Consider the following 24286-nt stretch of genomic DNA (forward strand, 5'->3'; position numbering starts at 1 on the left):
GCGCCGCAGCCAGCCAACGCGCCGACCGCCAGCACGCCGCCGCTACCCACGGCCGATCCATCTGGTGCCGCAACCGGCCGGTTGAGCCGCCGCACACGCTTCTCTAGCCAGTAAGCCAGTCCGGGTATCCCTGCGACCGGTCACCCAGCGACTGGGTCATCCTTCACATCCTGGCCAGCTCGCTTCCGCACCAGATATACGACTCCGGCAACAAGCTTGAGCAGAATGCTCAGCGAGAGAAACACCCACAGCCCTGTCAGCCAAGCATCCGGCATGGGCCCGCGAAACCCGGAGAGCCCGAACACCGCACCAGCTCCGCACCACCCGCAGAAGATGAAGTTGCACGCAGAGCCAAGCTGATACCAAAAAGATCGCCGCACATCCATGCCGCAAACCCTCCCGCTTCATCACCCAACCAAACAGTGCCTCCGGCGGGGGCCTCCGGCTCCGGGATGATCGGCGCACGGAGTGTCTGGTCCGCAGGTGGCTGAGGTGGAAGCCTGATCATCCCGCCCGTTATCGACCCGGGACAAGCCGAGCAGGCCTGGGCCACGGGGTCAAGGCCGTTCGTCCAGCGGGGCGCTCCACCTTGACCCCGTGGTGATCCAGATACATGGAATATCCATAGCCGTTCCGCCGCTGGCCCCACCCCTTCGCGGCCCCCCACGGGGTGCTTCGCATGGACGCCGGCCGCTCCGCTCACATAGGACGGGACGACTCTTCAAGCCTTCTGCCTCCGGCGGGAGCGCTCTGGCATCGAGGTGATCACCTCGCACACCATCGACCCAGGCAAGCCCAGCGCCCCGGCTCCTCCGCGTCAGGCCCGGCCCTGACCGCAGGACAACGCATGACCGAGGAACGGCGACCGTACACGCTAAGCCGGCCTTGACACTCCGTCCCCAGCCCGCTGCCGCTACGCGGTGAGTCGACGGCGTACGAGGAAAGTAAGAAACTCCCCCCGGCCGGAACACGGCTGAGCGACTATCGCGACGAGGGAGGAGGGGACGCGGAACGCGCCGGCCCCACTTCCGCGGGCCGTTCGGCCAGATGGACGCAGACCGGGCAAGCGCGCGTAGTTGTGGGCAGGAAAGGCAAGCACCAGCCGAGGGTCGGCAGCGGGCGCACTGCCTCGCCGCACAAGCTGACCTTCTGCTTGACCCGTACGGCATGCTGTACGGCGTTCCTCTCGTGGTTGGACAGGCCGAGCCGGTAGTCGCATGCGGGCTTCTCCGGTCCTGCCGGATCGTCGTGTACGAGCAGGTCGTCCCAGTGGACTGGCCAGCGCAGCACCCCTCCGGGCAGCTCGTGCGACTGGCCGTCGAGTTTGAGCAAGCCCAGGGTGCCGTTACGCAGCACAGCTACCACGGTCCCGCGACGACCGAGCAGCACCGAGGCCCACGCTCGTGTCTGTGCCGGGCTGTGGAGCAGGTCCACGATCTCGGCATGACGGCCGATTCGGGGTGAAGGGGCGCTCACAGTGCCTGCTCCGCTGCTTCCTGCTCCTTCAACCGCTCGGCCAGTTGAGCGACGTCGTCCGCGTCGATCGTCTGGCAGAGGCCGTGATCCACCTCGTGCTGGGATAGACGTCGTCCGTTTCGAGTTGCCCAGAGACGCCCCACAGAACTACGCCAAATACACCAACCAGGAAAAGCCGCTTGGAGATCTCCGAGAATTACCGGGGTTGACATGGGATCAGCGTGCTTACCTTTGCGTGACGAACCCACCGCGTTATAGAGACGTCCAGGACGTTATGGCGTTACGCTCAAAAACGTCCCTGACGTCCTCAGCCCCGAGGTGTACCGTGGCCAACGTCGCCCTACGCAGCGCCATGCTGAACGCCAAGGTCACGAACCAGAGCTTGGCCGACCGATGTGGCGTGGACGTCAAGACGGTGGAGCGCTGGTTGCAGGACCAGGCTCGCGTCCCGCACCTGCAGCACCGGTGGGCCGCCGCAGAGGCACTAGGAGTTGAGACAGCCGTGCTATGGCCAGACGCAATTCGCAATACGGTGAAAACGGGGCCGGACAAGGAAGTATTGACCGTTTATCCGTATCGCTCCGCGTGCCCGAAATCAATCTGGCGCAACCTCATCAACTCGGCGCGCAACGAGATCGTGTTCGCCGGTTACACGAACTACTTCCTCTGGCTGGAACACCCGAACCTGGCGAAAGTCCTCAAGCGGAAAGCGCAGCAGGGCTGCAAGATCCGGTTTCTGGTCGGCGACCCGGACAGCAAGGTCACCCACCGCCGCGAGGAGGTGGAGAACGTCCCGCTGACCGTGTCCACGCGCATCCGGATCACGCTGGCGGAGATCGAGCAACTACGCGACGTCCCCGGCGTCGAGGCCCGGTACGGCGACGAGCACATCGCCATGAGTGTGTTCCGTTTCGACTCGGAGATGCTGGTCACGCCCCACCTGGCCAATCTGGTCGGGCACGACTCACCCATGCTGCACCTGCAACGCTACCAGGACGACGGCCTGTTCGACCGGTTCGCGTACCACGCTTCCGAGCTGTGGAGCAATGGCCGTGACGCATGGCAGCAGCCGCAGCCCACGGGCCAGATGCTGGGTGACTAACTGAGTGACAATCGTCCCGGACGGCCCCGGACTCCAGAGGACCGTACGGGACCGCAACCCCAGGTGGGGGCGGGAATCGGCCAAGATCCCGCCCCCTTCTGATGTGCCTTACAAGCGAGGGGTCACTGGTTCGAACCCAGTACCGCCCACCAGCAGAAAAGGCCCCGTTTCCGATCATGGGAACGGGGGCTTCGTGCCATTAGCCGGAGCGAGAGAGCCCTGACGAAGATCCCTTGGAGTTGTTCGCGATCTTCGCGTGCATCGCGTCGGCGATCCTGCGGTCAGCCTCCGCCGTGCTGTGCTGGTAGATCAGCGCTGCGCGGACCGAGTCATGTCCCATGCGTTGCATGAGATCTTTGAGGCTCGCGCCAACTGGTCGAGGTGGTCGCGAAGCGTCGAGATGATCGCTTCCGGGAGGGCGACTGTACGGACTCCCGCACGGGACATGGGCGGACCGACGAGAAGTTCGCCCGCGTCAAAGCGACGGCGCGGCGCGCCGCCTTACCTCCGGCCCACCGCCCGCCCACCGCCCGGGCGTGCGGCCTAGGGCCGGTCCCGGACGGTGGCGGGACACCGGGCCAGGCACCGCACGTCGACCCCGCCGCACCAACCGAACGCTCCGACCGGGGTTGCCACGACGCCGCACAGATGCAGCCCTACGATCGCCACTGTATGGCCGGTGGCCATAGATGGCTGGGGCGATCGACGATCCAGGGTTCGCTCCTCACCATGGATCACGAGGAAGGTGGCTGATCTCCGAGCTGCGGATTGGAGGGAACGAACTAAGGTTCTCCCATGCCCGTTGGCAAGGCTTTCCTCCTTCTGGTGTGCGCCGTGTTAATGCTGTCCGGCTGCGCGACCTCCTCCTGGGAGGACATTGGAGGCGCGACGCTGTCGGCGGACGAGCGTACTTTGACGGTCGATTTGCTGTTTGGCGCTCCTGAGGGATCCCCAAAGCTCTGCGAGAGAGTGACAGGCACCGAGGTGGACGAATCCTCCTCACAGGTGGTCATCGGAATCTTGGTGGAAGAGGACTGCCCCCGGCAGTGGCCCTGGGAGGAGCCCGTGTTCAGCAACCTGGTTGGCTACCGGCATCCGGTGAAGTTCACCCTGAAGCGATCTCTCGCTGGAAGAACCGTCATTAACAACACCGACGGTCAGCGCGTGCGGATCTATCCGGAGGAGAGCAAGTCTCGGTGACTCCTGGCGATGGGGTGCGCCACCAGGGAACGGTCACGAGTCGTGGAGTTGTGGGGAGCTCAGTTGCAGTTTGGGTTGCAGTACGAGGCCGTTCACAGCGTTCAGGATGGACCGCGCATAACCTCTGACCTGCATTGAACTGTCTGGGACCGTGATCGGCCCAGCTTTCATTCGCAGGTTCCAGGGCGCTCGTTGGCTGGCTCTGCCTCGCGGGATGATCTTCCCTGGACGAGGAAAGGCGAGAGCCGTACCTGGAGGTCAGGGGCCTGATGCAGCCAGGGACGTTGGCCCGCTGTAAAACGCCGGCAGTTCGACCCCCTACGGGTGGATCGCCCGTAGGGGTACCAAAGGATCAGGCAGGTCGGCCGTGTGGTGCTCGAGGCCCGCCGACCGGATGGCCTACCTCAGGTTCGGTGGCGAGCAGCGGCCACCGCCTAGCTTCTGCCCAGCGGATCATGGTCAGGAACAACCTCCGTGGTGTTCGGGAGCGCGGTTCGAGACGATGCGCGGGTGTTCTACGAAGATCTCAGCGTGTACGACTATTCAGATGATGACTCGTTCATCGACGGAGAGTCGGGCTTCTACGGTGTCAGCTTCCGTCCCACATATACGCGGCTGAATGTTGGGTGGCTGGAGGCTGGCAGGCCGTATCCGACCGGCTCCGTCCCTGCGGCCTTCACCGAGAGGCTGAAGGCCGTACAAGCCGTTCATCGTATGAACATCTGTCTTGGGGTGCACGAATGCGATCTGTGCCCGCCGGAAGATGCCCCGGAGGGCAATGGAGAGGTCCGTATCCCAGGCTCGCCCGGGATTGCTTACGCTGCTCCCTTCCTGATAGGCCATTACATCGATGCGCACCACTATCAGCCGCCACAGGTCTTCATCCACGCCGTTCTAGCCGTGAATCTCGATGAGTGGGCCGCCGCCCGCTGGCCTGAGGTGCCCTTCCCTTGGATCCCGGAACACGCCGAGCGCTTGGAAGAGTAGAACTTGTAGGCCAATCGCAAGAGTTCCCCCCGCCGCGGGGGTTGCCGCCGCAATTCACGCCACCACTTCCACCTCTGCCTGCCACGCCATCTCAAGCATCTCTCGGGATAGTGCCCCCGGTATGACCAGTCGGCGGCGGTGGCTCAGAGTTTCTCCACTGGGTCAAAGGCTCGCCGCGCCGCCGCGCGTCCGGGCGGCCGACTCGCCGGGCTGCGGCCTGGGGGCCGGTCCCGGCCGGCGGCGGTCCGGGCCGTAGCCGCCCACACCCCGCCGCAGCCGAACGAACCCGCCAACCCCAGCTAGCGCCACGCCGAAGCCAGATTGCTTCACGAAGAGCCCCATACTGGCGCCATGGCGACCATGACAACAAGACTCGACCGACTGCGCGCGATCGAAAACGACCGACCCGTGCACCTGCATAAGTTCTACCGACGCAACACGCGGTTCCTCATCTTCGGCGCTGAAGGACACCAGTACCGCAACACTCCACTCGACCCGACCTCGGTCCTGGCCCTAGAAGGCGAGCTCGGTGTCCAATTACCACCCGCGTACCGGGAGTTCCTGCTCCAGATCGGCCCCGGAGCGGGCCCCTATTACGGCATCTGGGAACCGCAGGAGATCGTAAAAGAGACCGAGGGCGATCCTGCCAAGCCCTTCCCGCTCACCCGTCGCGACGCCGAGGAGATCTACAACGCCTGGTCCGCATGGGTCCGGGAACCAGAGCCCGACTCCGGTGGCGGCCCCAGCATCCAAGCCCCCGACCCCACACCTGGCTGCATCTTCATCGGCACCCAGGGCTGCTCCGCTGTCACCGCGTTGGTGACCACAGGAGAGCTGACGGGCACGGTTTGGGATGTCTCGCTCGACGCAAGCGCCTGGCGACCAGCCAAGACCGCCCCCGCCAGCTTGGAGAGCGAGCTCTATGACCTGGCCACACCGACATATCTCGGTCCTATGCCCACCTTCGACGCTTGGTACGAGGCATGGCTCACACGCGCCGATGCCGAGCTGTCACCTCCAGAAGGAACCTCCTGAGCGGTGCCACATCATCACGCAAGCCCCGTTACGCGCGACAGCCGTCAGGTCACGATGCAAGCCCCTTGCCTCCGGCGGGGCCTCGGGATCCCCATCCGGCGGGTAAGACGAGCGCGACGCCGGTAAGTCCTGGTCAGGGATTGCGCCTCCACCGGGTCCTGCCACACCTCGAAGGACGCTCCAGCCGTGAGCGCCCGTCGGCAAGCACGGCCTGCTTCCCCTGCGTTGTCGAGGAGTTGAACGAGCGTCTCTCTGTCCACGAAGGCAGCGTACGCACAGCGCGGTCTCCCGGTGCCATGCGATAGCGGCCCGCAGGTACCGCTCCGTCCCAGGTAAATGGCTATGCGCCCGCGGTAACGGTCACGAGCTGTAGAACCGCCGGCAGTTGGACCCGTGCGGGCGGATCGCTCGTAGGGGGCCGGGTTCGCTTCCATGCCATACCGCGCCAGATCCCGCAAGCGAGCACCACGTCACCGTGCCCGAATCGATCGTGGCTTACCAAGCTCCCCACAGGTACAGGGGTGCAGATCCAGACGTACAACCAAGGGATCATGGCTCATTACAAGCGAGGCGTCACTGGTTCGAACCCAGTACAGCCCACCTTCATGAGCACCCTGTCTTCGATCTTGAGAATGGCGTCTGGGTGACGAAGAGGTCGCACCGGTAGGTGATCGTCAATGGCGTCGGCGAAGTCGCAGAACGCATCGACGATGTCCGCTTGGCGTTCATGGCAACAGGAGAGCCATTTGCCGACGCCGACCTGCCATGCGTAGTGCCTGTCACTTCCCAACGAGGCCAGTCGCAGCAACAATCCGACCCAGGGTCCGGCGCAGGGCCGCCACCTCGGCGGGGTCGATGGCGCTCAGCAGTTCCTCGTCGTTCTGCCGCGCCAGCGAAAGCGTCTGGTGCCGCAGATCCTGGCCGGTCGGTGTCAGCTCGATGAGCTGACGCCGACGGTCTGCGGTGTCCCGTACTCGTCGTACGGCATCGAGCTTCTCAAGCTCGTCGAGCATGTCGACGACCACACTGGCGGTCACCCCGACAGCCTTGGCCAACTCCAGCTGCGCCCGAGGCCCGCCGGCCAGGAGCTCAAGGACCGCACAATGCCGCGGCCGCAGGCCAAGCGGGGCCAAGCGATCCGCGAACCGCCCGTTCGCCTCCTGGCCCAGCTTGCCCAACAGGAAGCCCACCGTGTTGGTCAACGACCCTTCCACCATCACACCGCCAATGCTAGCCTAACCATATGATTCGGCACCCGAAAGATATGGATCCCTCATTAAATGTCCGTCGATTCAGCGCACTTGTCGTGCTCCTCACCGTGGTCACATCCGGCTACTTCGCAGTGTCCAGCCTGGCGGACCCGGGCGGGCTGGTGCCTGGAGGCGATCAGGCCGCCCCCAGGACCTATGCCGCCTACATGGCGGCCCGCAGCGTGGTGCTGCTCGGCGGAATGGTCTGGTTGCTGGCCCGACACGCGTGGCGTTCCCTTGGGCTGCTCCTCGCATTGAACGGCGCGGTCCAGATCGGCGATGCGGCGATCGGCGCTGCGCACCATCAGGTCCCTCAGACGATCGGCCCCCTGGTGTTCGCCGCCGCCCTGCTGATAGCCGCCCGGCTGCTCACCGGCCGCAATCCGACCCCGGGACGGATCCGACCGACCTCACGGTGAGACCGGCCACCGAAGCCATGCCATCCGCCTGAGGCCTCGTCCGCCCAAGGGGAAGATCGACCAGACAGCCGGCAGGCTGAAGTGGGGCATGCCAGGCAGGCGCAGAGCCTGCAGATCACCGAACCGCCTACATCCGTGACCAGAAGCGTGCCTGCGCTTCCGGCTCTGCTCATGGACCCGTTGTGGGCTCAGTTTGAGGCCCTTCTTCCAGCTCGCACGGTGTACGCCCCCTGACAGCCACCGGCGGTGCGTCACCGACCGGGTCGTGTTCGACAAGCTGGTCCAGTTGCTGCGGTTCGGCTGCTCGTACGAGGCGATCGCCACCTCAACCTGCTTAGCGACCACGATCTGTAGCCGCCGCGATGAGTGGATCAAAGCTGGAGTATTCGCACAGCTCAAGCAGACCGCCCTGGAAACCTACGATCGGATCGTCGGTCTGCCGCTGGGAGCACATCACGGCAGACGGCCGCATCACCACGGCGCCCAGCGGAGGCGAACTGACCGGACGGTCACCGGTCGACCGGGGCGAGCAGGGAATGAAACGTTCGCTACTGGTGGACGGCTATGGCATCCCGCTCGGCCGTGCACTGGCACCGGCCAACTGCAACGGCTCGCCCCTGCTGGCGCCCACCCTGGACAAGCTCGACGACCTCGGCCCGCTGCCTGACGACATCACAGTGCATCTGGACGCAGGCTACGACCCCGCCAAGACCCGAGACGGACCGGAAGCGCCGGAAATTGCTCCGGCGGAGGATGCCGCCCCGTGAGCCGGTGAAGATCAGCACATCGGCCTCTGGGGCGGTGAACTGGTCGAGGTGGTCACGAAGCTCCGGGATGATCGCTTCCGGGATGGCGACCGCACGGACTCCCGCGCGGGCCGACGGGGAGTCCGCCCGTGTCTAGCTCGACATGCTGTGCCGGATGCTGACGGTCCGGGCCGCGAGGTCAAGGGCGACGCTCCGCGCCGCCACGCGGTCCGAGCGCGGCCTGGGGGCCGTTCTCGCGCGCGCCCGCGTTCGGACCGCGTTGGGCGAAAACGGCCCCAAGGCTATGGACCTACTTCCGGCACCAGCGAGAAAGTGCTCGGATCACAGCGGGCACGTCTTCGGGCCTTGCCTTACGGAGGGCATAGACACCGAGAACCAACCACACCGCCAAGAACCCAACGCCTACGACAGCACCACTACTTACGAGCCACGAAAAGAACCCGGGCATCACGAACTACGCCCCTTGACTTGGGCACAGTTCGCTTCAGATGTGTGTGTAGCGGGCCACGCCGAAGGCCCTTCAACCCAAGCGAACGAAACGGCTGGTTAAATTGGATGCTGGTCCTGGACCAGGTGATGCTTGGATAACGGCAGGGAGATCATACCCAGTCAAACGTGCCTCCGGCGGGGGCGCTCCGGCTCCGGGATGAGCGATTTGCCGCGCGGCGGGCTGCTGCTCGGCATCATCCCGATCCTGGCTGTCGTCTTGGCGATCTCAGCCGTCAAGATGGCCCGCCACGCCTGATGTCCGCGGCACCGGCGGCCGCCTGCCTGCCTTACGTGCTTGACGCCCTTCAAGCGGCTGACCGGAGTGGATCAAAAATTCGCCCGTACGGACAAGATCGTGAAGGTGGCGTAAACCGGAACGTCAGCCATGCTCGGTACCAAGATCACATGAAGATCAAACGCAACGTAATGGCCGCCACGGCGCTCGCCCTGACCACCGCCGCCGTCTTCGCCACCCAGCCGGCCACCGCCGCGACCCAGGCCGCGACCCAGGCCGCGGCCGTCTGCCCGACCGGTTACCTGTGCCTGCAGCCGAGCGCGCCGTCGGCCAAGGCCGTGCTCGTCAAGCAGGGGGACAGCCGGTCCTTCTCCGGCGGGCTGCAGGTCAGCCAGGTGTCGAACCAGACCGGCGTGGCCTACTGCGTCAGTAGCACGCCCTACGGCTACACGTTAGGCGCCAAGAAGACGGCGACCCGTACCCACACCGTGCTGTCGGTCAAGCCGGCCGGAGTCTGCGCGGCCTGAACGTGACGAAGCCCGGGTGGTGTCGGACCACCCGGGCTTCGTCATGTTGCGTCTAGTACGGACGCTGGAGGTAGCGGCCGAGCGCCGGGTCGTACACGCGGCCCGACACCAGGACCCTTCCGTCCAGCACGGTCAGGTGGTACGCCCCGCCGAACCAGCCGTAGCGGACCGGTTGGGAGGGCACGCCGAACTCGTCGTACCCGACCACCGTGGCGAGGCCGGTGCCGAGCTCCAGCTCAGTCCCGACGCTCCCCCCGACGGTGAGCAGCTGGAGGCGCACCGATCCGGTCGCGCCGGTGAGCGCGGCCAGTTCCCCGCCGATCCCGGCGACGTTGCGGACCGTCGTGCCGTTCGCGGCGGTCCAGGAGGGCTTGTCGCCGTCCGAGCCGTAGTGGTGGACGGTGAGCGCGCCCGTCTCGTTCGTCTCCGAGCGGATCCGGCCCGCCGGGTCGCGGGTCCAGGTCAGGCTCTGCGCGCCGGAGGTCATCTTGGCCGGCAGCCCGTCCGCGAAGTAGCCGATGGTACGCCCGCCGGGCAGCGACGTGGTCTGGCCCGCCGCGTCGTAGGCGTAGCCGTCGCCGGTCAGCCTGCCGTCGGAGGTGTAGCCGTAGCCGGTGATCGACGCGGCCGAGTCGTCGGCCACCGGGCAGTCCTCGTCCGACGACTGCACCGCCAGCCGGGTCCGGTTGCCCGCCCCGTCGTGGTCGTACCGGCGCAGGGTGCACACCGGGAACGCCATGTCCAGCGCCGACGCGAGCTGACCCGCCTTGTCGTAGCCGAGCTGCCGCTCGGCCATGAGGTCGGTCCGCATGCTCAGCAGCTCCTGGCCGTGGACATTCCGGCCGACCTGGTCGATCATCACCGGGCCCTCCAGGCCGTCCCGGGTGTAGATCCGGGCGTAGCTCTGGCCACGCTCGTCGTAGCCGACCTGCAGGTGCAGGCCGCCCGGCAGGTCGCCCTCGGTCTGACGTCCCTCGGCGTCGTAGCGCGTGGTGAACGTGCCCGCGACCGAGTCGGTCACCGAGGTGGCCAGGCCGCGCGGCTCGGCCTTCGCGTCGTAGGCGTAGGTCCTGGTGGACGGGGACGAGTCCGTGACCTTGACCGGGCGGTTGAGGTCGTCGTACTCGGTGCGGGTGAGGCCGCCGTCGGCGTCGGTGTGGGAGATCACCCGGCCGAGCCTGTCGTAGGCCGTGACGACCTTCTCCGTACCGCGCCAGCGCTGGGTGGGCCGGCCGGTCGCGGAGTCGTACCCGAGGCTGATCTCGGCCTCCCCGCCCGCCTTGGTGGCGGTGAGGCGGCCGGCGGCGTCGCGCTTGAAGGTGGTGACCGTGCCGCCCTCGGTCACGGTGGCGGCCAGGCCGGAGGCGTCGTACGTGTACGTGCGCCCGCCGTCCTGGCACACCAGGCCCGCCCAGTCGGACCGCCCGCCGCACGGCGCGCTGCCGGTCGCGGCGTAGAGCACGGGGTTGGCCACCGTGTTGGTGACCGCCTTGCCGCCGGGGTCGCGGACCGTCTTGACCTGCTGCCCCGTGGCCCAGTCGTAGGTGATGGCGGTGGTGCGGACGTCCGCGTCCGGCTTGGACTCGCGCCCGACGATCACCGCGCCGGTCTTGACGGTGGTCGGCAGGTCGCGGGCCACCGCACCGGCCGGTCGGCCTTCGTCGTACGTGGAGACCGTGCGGGCCCTGGCGCCGATGGCGTACCCGGCGGGCAGGTCGTCCACGTCGGACTCCAGGTTGATGATGTGGACCGGGCTCAGCTCCTCCAGCTTGCGCCGCCCGGCCGCGTCATAGACGGAACGGGTGGACAGCAGCTCGGCGCGCTCCTCGGCCTCGTAGCCGGTGATGGCCAGCTCGGCGAGCCGGAAGTCGGTGGTGTCGCGCTGCGACAGCTCCCGGTTCGCGGCGGTGAGCTCCCGTACGACGTGGCCGAACCGGTCGTAGTCGGTGGCGGACAGGTGCCCGCCGGGCGTCAGGACGTTGACCGGCCTGCCCGACTCGTCCAGGTACGTCACCGTGGCGGCGAGCCCCGGCGGCTGCACCGACGTCGCGGTCACGGGCGCCACGGCCTGGCCCCAGGCCGCCACCTCCTTGGCCGTCATGTCGGCCGGGCCGCCGGCCGCCGCGGTGAGCGGCACCCCGTACACGACGGTGGTCTTCGCCTCGCCGGCGACCTGGTCCGCGGTGCCGGCCTTGAGCGTGGCCCGGGTGATCGTGCGCAGCCGCCCGTCGGTCTCGTACGCGAAGGTCCACGGCAGCTCGCCGGGCGGGGTGAGCGTGGAGACGCGGCCGGCGGAGTCGTACCCGTAGAAGGTCTTCAGTGCCGGGCTGATCCGCGGGTCCCACGCCTCGGCGAGCCGTCCCGCGCTGTCGTAGCCGTACTGAGTGATCACCGTGCCCTGCAGGGAGACGGTGGCGAGGCGTCCCGCGGTGTCGTAGCCGAGCTCCAGTGTGTGTCCCGACCTGGTGATCGACTTCAGCCGGCCCTGGTCGTAGACGTGGCCCTCGGGGGCGTACAGGTCGCCTTGCCTGGTGAACCTGGTGACCTCGCCGCGCGCGTCGGTCAGCGTGTACGTGCCGGTGAGGGTCAGGTTCTCGGCCCCGGGCTCCGGCTTCCAGCCGTCCGCGGTCCTGGTGAACTGCACCGGCCCGCCGTCGGCCCGCGTCACCTCGACCGAGGTGGCCGAGGTCTCCTTGAGCACGGGCGCCGGGAGCGACCAGCCGGCCTCGCGGGAGGAGGCCGTGCGGGTGAGCGTCAGGCCGAAGGGCCCGCCCACGGCGGTCTGGAGGCGGTAGTCGCCGGTCTGGAGGTTGAGCACGCCCGGCCCGGCCTCCTTCGTGGCGGCCCGGGTGGCGCGGCGGTCCGTGACGACCTCGACCGGCTGGGACTCCGCCGTGGTCGTGCCGGTGACGACCGCGCGCACCTGCACCGCGGCGTCGCCGAGCTGCGTGCCCGCGTCCCAGGTCAGGCCGGACAGCTTGCCAGGGGCGGCGACCGGCCACGCGGTCAGCGGCTTGCCGTCGGCGCCGGTGACGTTCGCGACGGGCAGGTCCGCCCAGGCGTCGGTCTCGGAGCGCCGGTACTGGAACCTGGCCTGCGTGAACGCCGTGCCGGTGACGGCGAGCGGCACCTTGCCGGTGCTGCGCAGGCCGTTCACGGGCGCGGTGAGCGAGGCCACGGCCGCGCCCGTCCCGACGTTGAAGGTGTAGGAGGTCGTCGGGGAGGCGTTGCCGGCCTTGTCGACGGTGTAGACGCTGAGCGTGTGGGCGCCCGTCGTGGCCGGGGTGAGCTTGGCGGTGACGGCCGCGCCGGTGGTGAGCACCTTGGTGACGGCGCCGCCGTCGAGCTTGTAGGCGATCCAACCGGCGTCGGTGCTGGCCGGGGTGAGGGTGAACGTGCCGGCCTTGCCGGCGTCGCCGTGGTAGGTCCCGTCGTTCGGGTAGTCGGTGGAGGCGGCCTTGGGGGCGGGCGGCTTGACGGTGTCTACGGAGAAGTACGCCGTCTGCCAGAGCTTCGAGACCAGCGAGCCGTCGTGGGCCCACGACCGGAACATGTACGACTTGCCGTTGGCCAGCTTGCCCGCCGGCACGTTCGCGCCGGAGAAGCCGTTGCTGGCCACGTACGCGCCGTAGAGATCGTCGATCAGCATCGTCGAGCCCTCGTACAGGTCGAACTTGCCCCGGACGTTGCCCCCGTCGGGGTCGCGCACGTGGTTGCGGAGCTGCGGGGTGAGCGTGTTGGTCCAGCGGACGCCGTCATAGTCGCTGTACGGCGAGACCCACGTGGAGACTGGGGTGCTCGGATAGGAGTTGTAGGTCAGCGAGATGACCGGCACGTGCGCGGAGGCGTTGCCCGAGTTGAACCGCTTCCAGGCGTACTCGTCCGACTCGCTGGTGGCCCGCAGGCCCATGCCGGATTCCTTGTACTCCTGGGTGGCCCAGTACTGCGCAAGCGAGGTGACGTTGGCGGTGACCCAGCCGTCGGCGCAGCCGCTGCCGTAGCCCTTGGTCTCGGTGGAGGAGGCGTACTTGGTCACCAGCGCCGGGCCCGGCCAGCGAGAGGACGTGGAGGCGCGGTTGGCCGACCAGACTTCCCACGAGCGGGCGTTGCAGGACCAGGAGTGGAAGTTCCACAGCTTCAGCGTGGCCGAGATGATCTTCTTGCCCGCGATGCCGGGGGTCTTCCACGTGATGAACGACCGGGCGACCTGCCCGCTGCCGTTGTTGCCGATCTTGAGCTCGGTGGCGCCCGACTGGTCGGTGCCGTAGCCCTCCTGCACGAACGTGTCGAAGACCTGGCCCAGGTTGAGCGAGGGGTCCACGGTGACGGGATACGTCGTGGCGGGGTCGTTCAGGAAGGCCGCGTCGGGAGTGAAGACGAGGTCGCGGCCGGAGACCTTCATCCCCACCGGAGCCCGGCGCAGGTGTTCGCCGGAGATCGGGTGCGTGGCGGCGTCCCACATCTCCGGCGCGGGGATGGTGACGGCGACCTTGCCCTTGGCGTCGACCAGCTCCACCCCGCCGTCCTTGGCCTGGCGCGGCGTCAGGCCCGGTGCCTTGAGCGTCAGCGTGTACGACAGAGGCGCGGCCGGGCGCGACTTGAGCAGCAGGAACTGCTCGGCGCCGGTCCGGGTGGCGGTGACGACCAGGTCGGCGCCCGGCATGGCCTCGGCGTACGTGGCCGTCTCACCGGACAGGCTCGGTGCCGGCAGCGCGCCCTTCCACTGCAGGATGACCTTGGCGGAGCCCTCCCCGATCGTGATCAAGTCGGTCGCCGCGGTGGCCTGCCGGGCCTTCAGCCCGGCGCGTCCGCCGCCGAAGCGCAGCTTGCGGCCGTGACCGCGCGGCACGATCTCGCCCGACGCGGTCGTGGTGAGCGCGATGTCCACCGGGGCCCACCCGCCGTCGCCGCGGTACCGCACCGGCCCGGCGAACGAGTCGACCGTCAGCGTGCCGTCCGGGTTGGCGTAGGTGGTGGTGGTCTCGGTACGGGCGTCCTCGACCTCGACCCGGCGGCCCGTCAGCCGGGCGGACAGCCGCGCGGAGGCCTCATCGGGCGCGCTCGGCTCGGCGGCGACCCGGGCCGGGTCACTGGGGTCGTCCACGGCCTGGGTGGCGGCGGGCGGTTCGGCGGCGGCCGGCGACGGGGGCACGGCCAGAGGAAGAAGTAAGAGGGCGAGACCACCGGCGAGGGCCCGTGGCAGGAGGGCAGACATGGGAGCTCCGAGGTAGAGCGACGCCCCCGCCGGCTTGACGGGGGCGTCAGGTTGTCACAGGGGGTTACTTGCTCTGGCAGCTCTTCTTGCGAACCTCGCCCCAGACGATCGGGCCCGGGTACTGCACCCGCAGCGCGAAGCACTGCTTCTTGTTGGCGGCTTCCCGAATCTTGTAGATGTACTGGGCGATACCCGCCGCGAACATCACCTTGCAGGCCAGCTTGATCTTGCTGTTCTTGGACTTGTCGCAGGCGGCGTCGGCCACCTTGACCGCGCCGGCCGCACCGGCGTACAGCCAGGAGCTGTGGATCTGGCTCGTGAGCTTCTTCGAGAAGATCACCCGGCACATGGCCTTCCACCACTCGCACTGCAGCTTGAGCGCCGGGTCGGCGACCACGGGGTAAGCGGCGCCCGCGTGGTTGACGGTCTGGATGAGCGTCATGCCCTCCACCCGGTACGAGGTCGGCACCGGGTTGCCGTTGGCGTCCTTGGCCCAGGGCAGGTCGATCTCGGCGAGGTAGAAGTCGTTGTTGTAGATCAGGACCGTGCCGTCGTCGTCCTCGACCTCCAGCATGGAGCCCTCGGGCGCGCTGATCGGGAAGCGGTACTCCGTCGGCGCGGAGGCCCCGTGGATGACGGTCATCGCGCGGGCGATCTGGCCGGTGCGCTGGTGGGCGAAGGTGACGCTGGGCTGCTTGGCGGCGTAGGTGACCAGGCCGGGCAGCGGCTGGCTGCCGGCGCCGCTGGCCTCCGGCATGCCGATGCCGATCTCGTTCTCGCTGACCGACGCCGACAGCGTGTGGTCGGCGTCGGTGGCGGCGGCGAAGGGACGCTGGACGTCGCCTTCGGGGATCTCGGTCGGCGGGACGGTCCTGGCCTCCTCGACGATCTCGGGGACGACCCTGGTGAGGGCCGCCAGCGTGGGGTCCTCGTTCGCGAAGGCCGGGGCGCCGGCCACGTTTGCGCCGCTGATTGTCGAGGCGGTCGCTAACGCGACGATCATCGCCCGAACGGAAATGCGCATGGATGTCCTTCCACATGCGGAGGGGTACGCACAAACGTCGCAAACGTAAGGATCGTCGGCGTCCAAACGAGTGATCTTGGATTGATGATCCGTAAACGTTTCCCGTCTTACAGGTTTCGCCTCTCGACCTGGTACGGAAGTTCCGTTTAAGGTGCCCCGGACGCGCTGCGGCGTTCCTGGGGATCCTCGGCATCGAGAGCCGAGCACATCAACGTGCGGTGCCGGCGCACCCGTCGCGATCAAGATCAGCCCGCCTGTCGTGTGGGCAGGGTCTTCCCGGGCTCCACCCCAGGCCGGGCGTACCGGCCAGGGCAGAGACCCGGGCGAGTTTCCGCCTGGTCAGCTCCCGCAGTGGCCCCACGGGATGATGGCGTAGTAGCTGGTTCTGGACGCGGTGGAGAAGGTGTGGCCGAGCACCTCGACGCACTTGTCCGCCGCCTTGACGCGTACCGGCCCCGCGTAGGACTTGTAGTCACCGTCGTCCTCATGGCGAGTGAAATTGTCGCCAGTGGTCTGAACGAGGATGGTCGCCGCCGTGTTCGTGGCGGTCCCAACAGCCACACTCTTGATCGTGACCGCGCAGTTGTAGCCCGTGGAGTTGTTGTAGAGCAGGTAAACGCGGCCGCCGGTGCCGGAGAGGGTCCGGTGCTTCAACGGCAGCGAGTCGACGACGTGGTAACCGGAGCCGCAGAGCCCCTCCGGGGTGTAGGCGGCAGCCATGGCGGGGGTGGTCAAGATACCCATGGCGCTGCCCGCAACCACTACAGCGGCGATCTTGGCGACAGCGGAGCGTACGCGCATATCGGCCTTCTTCCTGTCAGGTTCGTTGAAACGGACCTGCAGCATGATCGTCGGGAGGTCAGACGTTCGCCGGTACGTTCGATGAACGAAAGGGAAGCATGAGGTGTTGATCCATGTCGGCGTCATCATCAGGGACCACCGGGCAGCGATAGCCTCGTGGGGTGGACGATGATCTCCCGGGCAGGCCGCTGACCGACGTCGAGATCGCTCTCGGGGCCGGCCTCCTGGTGTTGCTCCTTCTGCTGCCCACCATCATTTGGCTTGCCACAGTGTTGCTGCGCCGCCGTAGATAGAGCCTCCGGCAACGACCTCGGCATCCCCTCCTCCGAGAGTTCCGGTAGGTCGTCGGCCGTCCTTCGCCCCAGTTGCTCGACGAGCCCCCTCGACCTCGAACCCGCCTGGCCCGCCCGGTGAACGCGGGTTGCCGTACGAAAGCGCTTGGATCTTCCTTCGGCGGCACGGACATGCCAACCTGCTACTCGTGGAGCAATATGGAGATCGCAGATCATTACGCGCCCATATTCGTGCGGCCAATGCTGCGGGGATGGATCGCCGGGGCGCGTGGGCAAACTGGTTCGGGCTGATCTCGGGCCTTTTCATCGTCATCCCGCGAGTAGCTGAGGTCTTGACCGGTGGTCCGGATGGGTTCGTCACCGCCGGCTGGGGTGCGACAGCTCACTGGATAGAGGCGGTCGTCTACATACTCGCTGGATGCTTTATCGCGGCGATTTCCGGAGAAGCGCTGATGTACAGGTACCGCCGCCGCCCGCAACCGTCGCCGGACGGCGAGTAGCGAGGTAACACTGGAGGAAGGCGAGTCGAAAGAGTCCGGCCAACGACACCGGGATCCCGACGATCCAGCAGCGTATGGTGGCCCAGGCACCCTCGTTCGCGTGCTCGCCGTTGCCCTGGATTTCAGGTGCGAGATTTGTGGCGATCATTGGGAGCAGGAGTAGTGCGACACCTGCGAGGATGAGCGCCGCGCAGGATACGACAGATTGTTCCCGCCGGTAGGGACGGGCTGCCAGCAGAGTCAGGGCGGCGGCACATGCGACGGCAGGCAGTGCCACCTGCCGGCCCAGTGCAGCAGCATCGTCGTCCCGTACCACCGCTCATCGGAAAGAGGCTCCTCAAAGTAGACCGCAGGAGTCGGTGCACCGAGGAGATCCCTCACCGTGCCCAACAGGCTTCCACCGGTGAAGGCGAGGATGAACACCGACCAGCGCCACCCCGTCCGGAGCCCTTTGGCCGAAACGAGGAGAGAGGCGGTGGCGGCGAGCAGGCCGAGTATCACGCCTTTGCCGGCCCCGTTGGCGAACGGTATCCACTTGTTCCACGGGTAGTTTCCGACCGTGATGGCCGTCCACGCGCCGACGGCACCCAGACAACGACGCCGACGGCGATCCCGATGCACCACACATCCCAGATGCGCTTGTCTTGGTTGCTCGCGAGGTCCTTCGGAAGATCCTTACGGCGCATCGGGTCATCATGATGGCGTGCGAGGCCGGCGTGCAATGCCGTACACCCTCTATGAGCGACCGCTTTTCTACGGCTGCCATTGGGCGCCGCCGCTCGAGGGTGCTCCGGCGACGATGGAGGAGAGGGAGGCTCTGCCGGTGGACTCTCCTTACAAGGGAGGGCCGGGAATCGAAGAGCTCCCCGCAGCCGTGCGCGATGCGCTCGCCGGCATCCCGGGCAGCAGGTTGGACGAACGCGTTGAGCGCCGCCGACGTAGCTGATCCTCTTCCTGCGCCCGTTGAGCAGGACCTCGCAGCCCTGCAAGGACCTCCAGAAGGCGTTGTTTCGCATCGTGCTGTGCCGGTGCTATGTCGTCCGAGAAATCTACTGCACCCTCGTGCCATGCACCGGCGGCTCAAACGATCTTGAGTTGGCGAATTGGCAGCCCTCGAGAGCGTCTGTCGCAGAAGGGTGGTCAGCGCTTTTGGCGCCCGAGAGTGCCAATATAGTTGAGGCCGTCGCGGTGGTCGCGCGCCTCGACATCGAGGAAATTGACGCTTTAGGCGTTATCGCCGACACAAATGTATATCTTGTTGATATCCGTCTTGAATGGAATGTTGCCACAAGAGTTCTGGGCGATGGTGTTGTAACCGTCGTAGCAGTGCGGGCACTTCGACGGCGCCTCGCCAATCACGACTCCACCAGGCTCGCCGACGGGGGCCCGATCCCGGTCCGCTGGGGGCCAGATACGCGACCGGGGCCACGGCCCCACCGGCCTGCCTGCGGCAATGCCGCGTGGTCTGGCCACATCCGCTGGCTCGAATGATGCCACACCGGCAAATGCCGTGACGAAACAATTCGTCACGGCATTTGTCGGTCACCTCTTCAAACGGGCGGGAACAACTTCGGCTTAATCGCCGATAGCGGTTTAGTAGATCCCGTCGTCGACCATCTCGTTGTCAGACTTTTCGTGGTCGAACCTGTCGTTGTCAGACTTTTCGTGGTCGAACCTGTCGTGGTCGAACTTCTCGTGGTCGAACTTGTTGTTGTTGAACTTGTTGTGATTGAACTTGTTCTCGTTGAACTTGTTCTCGTTAAATTTGTTCTCGTCGAACTTGTTGCGATCGAACTTGTTCCGGTCGAACTTGTTCTCGTTGAACTTGTTCTCGTCGAACTTGTTGCGGTCGAACTTGTTCTCGTTGAACTTGTTGCGGTCGAACTTGTTCTCGTCGAACTTGTTCTCATTGAACTTGTTGCGGTCGAACTTGTTCTCGTCGAACTTGTTGCGGTCGAACTTGTTCTCATCGAACTTGTTCTCATTGAACTTGTTCCGGTCGAACTTGTTCTCGTTAAACTTGTTCCGGTCGAACTTGTTCTCGTTAAACTTGTTCCGGTCGAACTTGTTCTCATCGAACTTGTTGCGATCGAACTTGTTCTCATCGAACTTGTTCTCATTGAACTTGTTGCGATCGAACTTGTTCTCGTTGAACTTGTTCTCATTGAACTTGTTGCGATCGAACTTGTTCTCGTTGAACTTGTTGCGGTCGAACTTGTTCTCGTTGAACTTGTTCTCGTTGAACTTGCTGTCCTTGAACTTACTGTCGTCGAACTTGCTGTCGTCGAACTTGTTGTGGACGAACTTGTTGTGGACGACGGTCCACGAGAAGGGACCACACGCGCCCCAGACGAGGTGCGGGCACTCCACGGCCGGCTTCTCCGTCGAGACGTACCCGGCACCCGCCTGGACGCTCGCGCTCGCGACCGCCTGGCTGAGCGGAACGAACATAAGACCGGTGGCCGCAGTGGCCAGAGCTAGCGTTGCGATACGCCCATGGCGCGGCGCCCGCGACTGTCGAATTTCAGTATTCACGCGCTTCTGTTCCATTCGTGCGTAAGTCGACGCGAAATCCGGCGCCCACACCTCCGCAGGCATTCGGACAGAAGCAGACATACCCGCAAGGATTATCCCATTTACCTCAATAAGCCAAAACAATTAGTCAAATCCGGCGACCTCCAAGGAGGTGTTATTAAACAACAATTTTGCCGCTGTTTGCATGTTGCGAGACATATCACGACGTTCATTCCGGCCAATTCGCATTCGGCCGACCATGACGACAAAGAGCCGACCGGCAGCTCGGGAAGCAGTCGTCCAGCCTCGACCGGCATCCTTCGGCGAAGATCACCGTGGAGCCGTGGCGATGGCCGGCTGACGTCGCCTCTGAGCCCTCTGCGGACCGATCAAACGGCAAGAGTCTGGTCCAAGCCCGGTCGCGGAGCGGAAGGACACAGCTCCAGGCCGGCGGCAGGGGCCGCCTCCCCTCCATCACGGTCCTGGCACCGGGGGCTGTCCCGTTACCCCTTCCGATGGGACGACGACACCGCCCACCTGCCAGAACACGAGACCCTTGCCCTTCACCGATCTCCCTCTGAGTGATCTCTTGGGCTTCCTTGAGCAGGCGAAGCGCTTCCACGCGGCGCTGAGGAGGCTTGAGCGACCGGCGGGACTTGCCGTCCCAGGCATTCGGCCTGAGGGCCGGCCCCGAGCGGCGGCTCGGGCCGCCGTGCCACCGCGCTGCGGCCACGCCGCCGTACGCCCTCCGTGATCGACCACCGCACCGCTTCGCTGCCCTTCGGGCGCGTCGCGTGGGCGCCGGCCACTCCGCTCTCTCAGGACGGCTCTTGCCTCCGGCGGGAGCGCTCCGACACCAAGGTGATCGCCGCGCACACCGTCGACTCAGGCAAGCCCAGCAGCCCGGCTCTGACCGCAGGACCACACATGACCGAGGAAGGGCGAACGCACACCCGAAGCCGGGCCGACGGCTGAACTGCCGAGGTCAGCCGTGTGCCCCCAGCGGACGTGTTCGGCCCGCCTCACCACTCTCATAACGTTTTCCCGGCTGCTGACCAAGAAGGGGTGAACAAGACGAAGGGAGCATGGCAGGTGCGTCGCAGACGGGCGGACATCGCTACAGACCCGGACGCTTTTGAAGCCTTCTACCGGCGCCATGTCGACGCGATCACGTCGTTCCTCGCCCGCCGGGTCGCTGATCCGAACACCGTCGCCGACCTGGTGGCGGAGGTATTCATCGCGGTGCTCGACTCCGCGCACACCTACCGGCCCGGGCTCGGCAGCGAGATCGCCTGGCTGTACGGCGTGGCTCGCAACACCCTCTCAGCCGAGCGACGGCGGGCGGTCAAGGAGGCGAAACTGACCGATCGCGTAGGCGGACGAAGGCCGCTCGACTCCGACGACGTCGCCGAGCTCGAAGAGCGGATCGACGCGGAGAGCCTGGCCAGATCGGCCTTCCAGGCCATGGCCGGATTACCGGACGGTGATCGCGCGATGCTCGAACTGGTCGTCATCGACCAGCTCACGATCAGCGAGGCGGCCATTGCTCTGGGCATCCGGCAGGGAGCCGCCAGGGCCAGGCTGCACCGCGCCCGCCGTGCGCTCAGAAACGTGCCAGAGCTGGCGCCCTTCGCCTTGGAAGGAATCTGATGAATTTCAAGGAGCACGTACTGATGGAAATCAAGGCCGAGATCGTGACTCGGAACAAGGCTCGACGCCTGCGCGTCAGGCGGCGGCTGCTCGCCGGAGCGGCGGTGGCCGGGATCGCGGCGGCGGCGGCCGTCTCGGTGCCGTTCCTCAACGGATCGGGGACCCCGGCCTACGCGATCACCAAGAACACCGACGGCACGATCACGCTGAAGATCAACGAGTTCAGGGACCCCGCAGGGGTGGAGAAGGACCTGGCGGCTCTCGGGCTGACCGCCGACGTCTCCTACGTCAAGCCCGGCACCCGGTGTGCCCCCGGCCGCGGGGATTCCGACTTCGGTCCCTCGTTCTCCAAGGAAGAGCTCCTGAGCAAGGACCCCGCGGTCAAGAAGAGGATCAGGGAAGCGATCGAGAACTCGCCGAACGGCAAGGCGTTCAGGCTGGGCCGCGGCGAGGTGCGGATCAATCCGCAGCACATCAAGCCGGAGCAGACGGCCGTCATGGAGTTCACCGAGAACGCAGACCAGACATCGGGCCCGGAAAAGCCCAGGGCGCTGTGGTCGTTCGCCGGCTACCTCGTCACCGGTCCGGTCAAGCCCTGCAAGGTCGTCGAGGACCCGTCCTGGGACAAGATGCCCGACCCCAAGACGAACCCCGAGGCATATCCGCCGCCCGGTAGCTGACCCTCGCCGGGCGGCGGGTGCGGTAGGCGGCGCCGCCGCCTACCGCACTCCCGCCCGGCAGTCGTGGGCGAAGCCACCGCTCGGGTCGTTCGGGCCCAGTGCCAAGGTCACCGAGGCCGGTTGCCCTTCCTTCTCCGGCCGGCCGGCACGGCCTTCCGCCCGGAGCCCTTCTGCCCGGAACCATTCTGCGCGGACCCCTTCTGTGCGGAGCCCTTCTGTGCGGAGCCCTTCTGCGCGGGTTTCCGTGCCTGCCGCTGTGCCGGTTTCTCCGCAGGAGAGGCGGGGGTACGGCCCCGAGAGCTGTTCACCGTCCGGCCGCGGACGATGCCGATGAAATCTTCCACCAGGTCGGTGGTCGCGCCCGTGGGCCAGGCCAGCGCGACCTGAGACTGCGGCGCGTCCGGAACCGGCCGGTAGGTGAGATCCCTGCGGTGGTGGAGGCGTGCCAGCGACTGCGGGACCAGGAGTAGCCCGGTGCCGGCCGCCACCAACTCGACCGCGTCAGCCGTCGTGGCCGGGCGGGTGAACGCGGGCAGTCCGGGCCGGGCGGTCCACTCGATGGTGTCGTCCAGCGGATGGAGCACCTCGTCGTCGGCCAGGTCGGCGAGGGACACCTCGTCGACGGCGGCCGCCGCGTGGTCCTTGGGCATCACGACCACCGTGGTCTCCACGTAGAGCGGAATCACGCTGAGCCCGTCCCGGTCGACCGGCAGCCGGACGAATCCGGCGTCGGCACCGCCGTCCCGCAGGAGCCCCACCACCTCGGCGACGGGAACCGTGACCAGGGTGATCGGCACCTCGGGCATCCTCTCGGCCCAGATGTTGACCCACTTCGCAGGCGTCACCCCGGGCACATACGCCAGCCGGAACTCCGTGTCGCTCTCCCCATCAGTCACCTCCTCAGGGTATCGATGTCAGAGGAACCCGTCCCAACTGACTACGCTTGGTGCCATGACCTCGTCCAAACCGAAGACCACCCAGACGATGAAGCCCGAGACCGCGGCCAAGAAGCTGGGCGTCCTCCTCTCGGCCACTCCCGCCGAGTTCCAGGCGGGTGTCGTCTCCAGGGACGAGCTGAACGAGCTGCAGTCGACGCCGCCCGCCTGGCTCGTCGACCTGCGCCGCAACGGCCCGCACCCCAGGCAGGTCGTCGCCGCCAAGCTCAGGGTCTCCATTTCCGGCCTGGCCAGAGGCGGGATCACCGAGCCGCTCACCACCGCTGAGATCGACGCGCTGAAAGCGGAGAACCCGGCGTGGCTGGAGCGCGAGCAGTCCGTCCAGGCCGAGACCCGCAAGGAAGCACTCCGCCTCAAGCAGCGCTAGACAGCAGGGGTCCTCGCCGGCAGTCGCCCCGAGGAGCCGAAGAGCACTGAGACCGGGGCGATGGATTTCGTGTCGGCTTTGGTGACCGGCCCCGAAAATCGAGGTACGCGCCAAGCTGTAAACCGTGAACGTCTGGGATCCCTTCGGCACTCTGCGCGCGGCCCTCTGGATCGGCGGTGGGCAATGGGCAGGAAAGTCCACTGTCGCCAGGCTGCTGGCGACCCGGTACGGCCTGACCGCCTACCACTACGACTACCACGACGCGCGTGCGCACAATGACCGCCGGATCGCCCGCCGAGTGCGGCTCGGCGAGCCGGTCGCGGACGCCGACCCGGAGGCCGTGTGGGTGAACACCACCCCTGAAGAGATGGCCGGCGAGACCCTGGCCGGCTTCCCCACGCGGTTCGAGTGGGCCTTGGACGACCTGCGAGGCCTGGTGTCGGGGCGGCCCATCGTCGCCGAAGGCTGGGGGCTGCGCCCGGAACTGGTCGCCGCCATCGTCGACTCACCCTGCCGGATGATCGTCATGGTGCCGAGCGAGGAGTTCCGCCGGCGCCAGCTTCGCGAACTGCCCCGTGCCGCCACCTTCCATCTCCAGGTGAGCGACCCTGAGCGAGCACAGCGGAACCGGATCGCCCGAGACCGCCTCGTCGCCGAGGAGGCCGTCCGCTCCGCTCGCCGCGTGGGCGTCCGAGTCCTGGAGGTCGACGGGTCCGACGATGCGGAGGTCGTGGCGGACATCGTGGCCGACCACTTCAGCACGTATCTGCCGCTCACGGAGGACCACGGGTAATCCCCG

The 24286-nt window shown here is 66.7% G+C and carries 20 protein-coding genes, 1 tRNA gene and 1 pseudogene; 14 read left to right on the forward strand and 8 right to left on the reverse strand.

Going from position 1 to position 24286, the window contains the following annotated elements; all coding sequences use genetic code 11:
• Positions 1–981: 981 nt before the first annotated feature.
• On the reverse strand, positions 982–1476 hold the full coding sequence (locus tag ABZS69_RS20000) for a hypothetical protein (RefSeq protein ID WP_355374236.1): 495 nt from the start codon (positions 1474–1476) through the stop codon (positions 982–984).
• A 325-nt stretch (positions 1477–1801) separates the two neighbouring features.
• Here ABZS69_RS20000 and ABZS69_RS20005 point away from each other — a divergent pair, with 325 nt between their 5' ends.
• A complete protein-coding gene (locus ABZS69_RS20005; protein ID WP_355374238.1) occupies positions 1802–2578 on the forward strand; it encodes a hypothetical protein in 777 nt (258 codons plus the stop codon).
• Between the two features lie 67 nt (positions 2579–2645).
• Positions 2646–2730: transfer RNA gene (locus ABZS69_RS20010), tRNA-Ser, on the forward strand.
• Positions 2731–2777: 47 nt separating this feature from the next.
• On the opposite strand, the gene ABZS69_RS20015 is transcribed toward ABZS69_RS20010, so the two are convergent.
• The gene (locus tag ABZS69_RS20015) at positions 2778–2918 is read right to left on the reverse strand and encodes a hypothetical protein (RefSeq protein WP_355374241.1); all 141 of its coding nucleotides are present in this window, start codon (positions 2916–2918) and stop codon (positions 2778–2780) included.
• A gap of 455 nt (positions 2919–3373) precedes the next feature.
• Here ABZS69_RS20015 and ABZS69_RS20020 point away from each other — a divergent pair, with 455 nt between their 5' ends.
• From ABZS69_RS20020 to ABZS69_RS20030, 3 genes are all read left to right on the forward strand, one after another.
• Positions 3374–3778 carry a hypothetical protein gene (locus ABZS69_RS20020; RefSeq protein ID WP_355374244.1) on the forward strand — a complete coding sequence of 135 codons (405 nt, stop codon included), beginning with the start codon at positions 3374–3376 and terminating at the stop codon, positions 3776–3778.
• 510 nt (positions 3779–4288) lie between these two features.
• A complete protein-coding gene (locus ABZS69_RS20025; protein WP_355374246.1) occupies positions 4289–4765 on the forward strand; it encodes a hypothetical protein in 477 nt (158 codons plus the stop codon).
• Positions 4766–5116: 351 nt separating this feature from the next.
• The gene (locus ABZS69_RS20030) at positions 5117–5800 is read left to right on the forward strand and encodes an SMI1/KNR4 family protein (protein ID WP_355374249.1); all 684 of its coding nucleotides are present in this window, start codon (positions 5117–5119) and stop codon (positions 5798–5800) included.
• A gap of 779 nt (positions 5801–6579) precedes the next feature.
• Here ABZS69_RS20030 and ABZS69_RS20035 read toward each other — a convergent pair.
• Positions 6580–7017 carry a MarR family winged helix-turn-helix transcriptional regulator gene (locus tag ABZS69_RS20035; protein WP_355374918.1) on the reverse strand — a complete coding sequence of 146 codons (438 nt, stop codon included), beginning with the start codon at positions 7015–7017 and terminating at the stop codon, positions 6580–6582.
• Between the two features lie 26 nt (positions 7018–7043).
• On the opposite strand from ABZS69_RS20035, the gene ABZS69_RS20040 reads away from it, so the two are divergent.
• The 3 genes and pseudogenes from ABZS69_RS20040 (at position 7044) to ABZS69_RS20050 (ending at position 9487) form a co-directional block, all read left to right on the forward strand.
• Complete coding sequence (locus ABZS69_RS20040) at positions 7044–7469, forward strand: hypothetical protein (RefSeq protein WP_355374251.1); 426 nt, start codon at positions 7044–7046, stop codon at positions 7467–7469.
• Between the two features lie 147 nt (positions 7470–7616).
• Positions 7617–8185: pseudogene (locus tag ABZS69_RS20045) on the forward strand (transposase); the annotation flags it as partial.
• Positions 8186–9130: 945 nt separating this feature from the next.
• Positions 9131–9487 (forward strand): hypothetical protein, encoded by a 357-nt coding sequence (locus ABZS69_RS20050; protein ID WP_355374254.1) that lies wholly within the window; start codon positions 9131–9133, stop codon positions 9485–9487.
• A 52-nt stretch (positions 9488–9539) separates the two neighbouring features.
• Here the strand turns inward: ABZS69_RS20050 and ABZS69_RS20055 are convergent, their stop codons facing one another.
• The 3 genes from ABZS69_RS20055 to ABZS69_RS20065 all read right to left on the reverse strand — a co-directional run bounded on the left by ABZS69_RS20055 (position 9540) and on the right by ABZS69_RS20065 (position 16470).
• A complete protein-coding gene (locus tag ABZS69_RS20055; protein ID WP_355374257.1) occupies positions 9540–14702 on the reverse strand; it encodes a DNRLRE domain-containing protein in 5163 nt (1720 codons plus the stop codon).
• A gap of 64 nt (positions 14703–14766) precedes the next feature.
• Positions 14767–15705: a hypothetical protein gene (locus tag ABZS69_RS20060; protein ID WP_355374259.1), complete on the reverse strand. Its 939-nt coding sequence runs from the start codon at positions 15703–15705 to the stop codon at positions 14767–14769.
• A gap of 360 nt (positions 15706–16065) precedes the next feature.
• On the reverse strand, positions 16066–16470 hold the full coding sequence (locus ABZS69_RS20065; protein ID WP_355374921.1) for a spore-associated protein A: 405 nt from the start codon (positions 16468–16470) through the stop codon (positions 16066–16068).
• Positions 16471–17008: 538 nt separating this feature from the next.
• Here ABZS69_RS20065 and ABZS69_RS20070 point away from each other — a divergent pair.
• A complete protein-coding gene (locus ABZS69_RS20070; protein WP_355374261.1) occupies positions 17009–17320 on the forward strand; it encodes a hypothetical protein in 312 nt (103 codons plus the stop codon).
• Between the two features lie 240 nt (positions 17321–17560).
• On the opposite strand, the gene ABZS69_RS20075 is transcribed toward ABZS69_RS20070, so the two are convergent.
• Positions 17561–17941, reverse strand: coding sequence for a hypothetical protein (locus ABZS69_RS20075; protein ID WP_355374264.1), 381 nt, complete (start codon positions 17939–17941; stop codon positions 17561–17563).
• Positions 17942–18971: 1030 nt separating this feature from the next.
• Between ABZS69_RS20075 and ABZS69_RS20080 the strand changes: the two genes are divergently transcribed.
• The 3 genes from ABZS69_RS20080 to ABZS69_RS20090 all read left to right on the forward strand — a co-directional run bounded on the left by ABZS69_RS20080 (position 18972) and on the right by ABZS69_RS20090 (position 22164).
• Positions 18972–19049, forward strand: a complete 78-nt coding sequence (locus tag ABZS69_RS20080; RefSeq protein ID WP_355374924.1) for a hypothetical protein — start codon at positions 18972–18974, stop codon at positions 19047–19049.
• Positions 19050–20926: 1877 nt separating this feature from the next.
• Positions 20927–21484 carry an RNA polymerase sigma factor gene (locus ABZS69_RS20085; RefSeq protein WP_355374267.1) on the forward strand — a complete coding sequence of 186 codons (558 nt, stop codon included), beginning with the start codon at positions 20927–20929 and terminating at the stop codon, positions 21482–21484.
• Complete coding sequence (locus tag ABZS69_RS20090; protein ID WP_355374270.1) at positions 21484–22164, forward strand: hypothetical protein; 681 nt, start codon at positions 21484–21486, stop codon at positions 22162–22164. The genes ABZS69_RS20085 and ABZS69_RS20090 overlap by 1 nt, the downstream gene beginning before the upstream one ends.
• Positions 22165–22271: 107 nt before the next feature.
• On the opposite strand, the gene ABZS69_RS20095 is transcribed toward ABZS69_RS20090, so the two are convergent.
• Positions 22272–23060, reverse strand: coding sequence for a LysR family substrate-binding domain-containing protein (locus ABZS69_RS20095; RefSeq protein ID WP_355374273.1), 789 nt, complete (start codon positions 23058–23060; stop codon positions 22272–22274).
• A gap of 55 nt (positions 23061–23115) precedes the next feature.
• On the opposite strand from ABZS69_RS20095, the gene ABZS69_RS20100 reads away from it, so the two are divergent.
• Together ABZS69_RS20100 and ABZS69_RS20105 are read left to right on the forward strand one after the other, a co-directional pair.
• Positions 23116–23487, forward strand: a complete 372-nt coding sequence (locus ABZS69_RS20100; RefSeq protein ID WP_355374276.1) for a DUF5997 family protein — start codon at positions 23116–23118, stop codon at positions 23485–23487.
• Positions 23488–23611: 124 nt separating this feature from the next.
• On the forward strand, positions 23612–24280 hold the full coding sequence (locus tag ABZS69_RS20105) for a hypothetical protein (RefSeq protein ID WP_355374279.1): 669 nt from the start codon (positions 23612–23614) through the stop codon (positions 24278–24280).
• Positions 24281–24286 lie beyond the last annotated feature (6 nt).

This window comes from Nonomuraea sp. NPDC005650, assembly GCF_040605375.1.
Taxonomy (GTDB): Bacteria; Actinomycetota; Actinomycetes; order Streptosporangiales; family Streptosporangiaceae; genus Nonomuraea.

What these genes read in the sequence shown, in the direction of transcription:
- ABZS69_RS20015 (WP_355374241.1), bottom strand. Translation starts at nt 2,918, where the DNA reads ATGGGACATGACTCGGTCCGCGCAGCGCTGATCTACCAGCACAGCACG.
- ABZS69_RS20020 (WP_355374244.1), top strand. Translation starts at nt 3,374, where the DNA reads ATGCCCGTTGGCAAGGCTTTCCTCCTTCTGGTGTGCGCCGTGTTAATG.
- ABZS69_RS20030 (WP_355374249.1), top strand. Translation starts at nt 5,117, where the DNA reads ATGGCGACCATGACAACAAGACTCGACCGACTGCGCGCGATCGAAAAC.
- ABZS69_RS20035 (WP_355374918.1), bottom strand. Translation starts at nt 7,017, where the DNA reads ATGGTGGAAGGGTCGTTGACCAACACGGTGGGCTTCCTGTTGGGCAAG.
- ABZS69_RS20040 (WP_355374251.1), top strand. Translation starts at nt 7,044, where the DNA reads ATGATTCGGCACCCGAAAGATATGGATCCCTCATTAAATGTCCGTCGA.
- ABZS69_RS20050 (WP_355374254.1), top strand. Translation starts at nt 9,131, where the DNA reads ATGAAGATCAAACGCAACGTAATGGCCGCCACGGCGCTCGCCCTGACC.
- ABZS69_RS20055 (WP_355374257.1), bottom strand. Translation starts at nt 14,702, where the DNA reads ATGTCTGCCCTCCTGCCACGGGCCCTCGCCGGTGGTCTCGCCCTCTTA.
- ABZS69_RS20060 (WP_355374259.1), bottom strand. Translation starts at nt 15,705, where the DNA reads ATGATCGTCGCGTTAGCGACCGCCTCGACAATCAGCGGCGCAAACGTG.
- ABZS69_RS20065 (WP_355374921.1), bottom strand. Translation starts at nt 16,470, where the DNA reads ATGGGTATCTTGACCACCCCCGCCATGGCTGCCGCCTACACCCCGGAG.
- ABZS69_RS20090 (WP_355374270.1), top strand. Translation starts at nt 21,484, where the DNA reads ATGAATTTCAAGGAGCACGTACTGATGGAAATCAAGGCCGAGATCGTG.
- ABZS69_RS20100 (WP_355374276.1), top strand. Translation starts at nt 23,116, where the DNA reads ATGACCTCGTCCAAACCGAAGACCACCCAGACGATGAAGCCCGAGACC.